Origin of the sequence: Micromonospora sp. WMMA1363 (assembly GCF_030345795.1) — a bacterium.
In the GTDB taxonomy this organism is placed as follows: Bacteria; Actinomycetota; Actinomycetes; order Mycobacteriales; family Micromonosporaceae; genus Micromonospora.
The window spans coordinates 1-1,859 of record NZ_JAUALB010000017.1 but is presented as its reverse complement, the minus strand read 5'-3'; the positions used below and the strand labels follow the sequence as shown (position 1 = coordinate 1,859).

At 71.8% G+C, this 1,859-nt stretch carries 2 protein-coding genes and 1 pseudogene; 2 read left to right on the top strand and 1 reads right to left on the bottom strand.

Translation table 11 applies throughout. The features are described 5' to 3' along the window. A pseudogene (locus QTQ03_RS30075) lies at positions 1–306 on the bottom strand (translocation protein TolB); the annotation flags it as partial. A gap of 308 nt (positions 307–614) precedes the next feature. On the opposite strand from QTQ03_RS30075, the gene QTQ03_RS30530 reads away from it, so the two are divergent. Further along, positions 615–986, top strand: a complete 372-nt coding sequence (locus tag QTQ03_RS30530; protein WP_353890668.1) for a hypothetical protein — start codon at positions 615–617, stop codon at positions 984–986. Next, positions 932–1,801: a hypothetical protein gene (locus QTQ03_RS30525; RefSeq protein WP_353890667.1), complete on the top strand. Its 870-nt coding sequence runs from the start codon at positions 932–934 to the stop codon at positions 1,799–1,801. The genes QTQ03_RS30530 and QTQ03_RS30525 overlap by 55 nt, the downstream gene beginning before the upstream one ends. The last annotated feature ends 58 nt before the right edge of the window (positions 1,802–1,859 follow it).

Genomic DNA, 1,859 nt, shown 5'->3' with positions numbered 1-1,859 from the left:
CCGCCACCGGGATTGATCTCGGAGTCGAGACGTAGCTCCAGCCGGCACCGGCGGCGAAGAAGGCCCCGCCGTCGGGCGCGTAGTGCCAGGTAGGACGTGCGGCGACGGTCTGCCGAGACCGGGCGGACGATCGGCTGGTGAAGCCGGCGGGTAGCTGGATGCCCTGGGCGTCGGCCGGCTGGAGCGGTCCGTACGGGCTGGTGCCGGGTTGGGCCGGCGCCGCGGTCGCGGCGCCGACCAGAGGCTGCCGGAGAAGGCAGCGGCGCCGCCGACGAAGCTGGCGCGCAGGAGAGTACGACGATCCATCGGGGGAACCTCCGGGGGGCACGACGAGTGTGAGGCCGAAACTACCGTCCGTTTCATCGCTGCAGGTGGAACGTGCGGCGAGGCTTTCCGGACGGGGTGAGCCGCCGCCGTAGGATCGGGTACGCTAGTCGGCGTGACGCGTCGTATCGATGGTTTAGGCAGCCGGCTCGACCAGCCGGTGACCTCATCGTGAATGACGTCACCGCATCGAGCCGGCCGGGCAGGAGCTTCGTTCCTGCCCTTTTGCGTACGAGCAGCGGCTCGTCCCGGGCGCCGGCCCCGGGCACGGTCGGCGGAAGGATGCCACCGTGACGACCCCGGAGACGGACCGGGTCAGCGATCAGCGGATCGACCGCGTTGTACCGCTGACCACCCCGGCGATGCTGCACCACGAAATCTGCCCCTGGACGACGAAACTCTCCTCGGCCGTGCTCACCGGCCGGCGCGCGGTCGGGCGGGTGCTCGACCGCACCGACGACCGCCTGCTGGTCGTGGTCGGCCCGTGCTCGGTGCACGACCCGGCCGCCGCTCTCGACTACGCCCACCGGCTTCGGCGAGGTCGCCGATCGGCTCGCGACGACCTGCTCGTCGTGATGCGCTCTACTTCGAGAAGCCACGCTCGACGGTGGGCTGGAAGGGGCTTATCAACGACCCCGGGCTGGACGGCTCCGGCGACGTGAACACGGCCTGCGCAAGCCCGTATGCTGCTCGTGCGGCGACGTGCTGCGGCTGGGACTCCTCGGTGGGGGACGTAGCTTCCTGGACCCGATCTCCCCGCAGTACATCGCGGACACGGTGGCGTGGGGCGCGATCGGCGCCGCACGGTGGAGAGCCAGGTGCACCGGCAGCTCGCTCCGGGTCCATGCCGATCGGCATGAAGAACCGCCCCGACGGCAGCGTCTCGACGGCGGTGGACGCCATCCGCGCGGCCGGCGTGCCGCATGTCTTCCCCGGCATCGACGTCTCCGGCACCCGGCGATCATGCACACTCGGGGCAACGCGGACGGCCACCTGGTGTTGCGCGGCGGCGGCGGCCGGCCGAATACGACGAGGGAGTCGGTGGCGGGAGCTCTGGAGCTGCTGCGAGCGGCCGGCCTGCCGAGCGGCGGTCATCGATCCAGCCACGCAACAGCGGCAAGGACCACCGCAACCAGCCGTGGTGGCGCCGACGTGGCCGCCAGCTTGTGGCCGGGCAGCGGGGCATCGTCGGGGTGATGCTGGAGAGCTTCCTCCTGCCGGGCGGCAGGACCTGGACCCGACCCGCGAGCTCACATACGGCCAGTCGACACCGACCGCTGCATCGGTGGGACCTGACCGACCAGGTCCTGACCGACCTGGCGCGGCCGTCCGCACCCGCCGCCCCACACCGCCCTGCCCTGACTCCTCGACCCTCGGCCGGTTGGTCGGAGGTTCCGTGCGGGCACGGAAAACCTCCCGACCAACGAGGGCGGCCGGGTGCGTTTGGGGGGCGGCGGTCGGTAGGCGACGGACGTGACCGAAAACCACCCGTGACCGAGGCGCCCGGGACCGAGTCGTCCCTCCGGCGCCTCGAC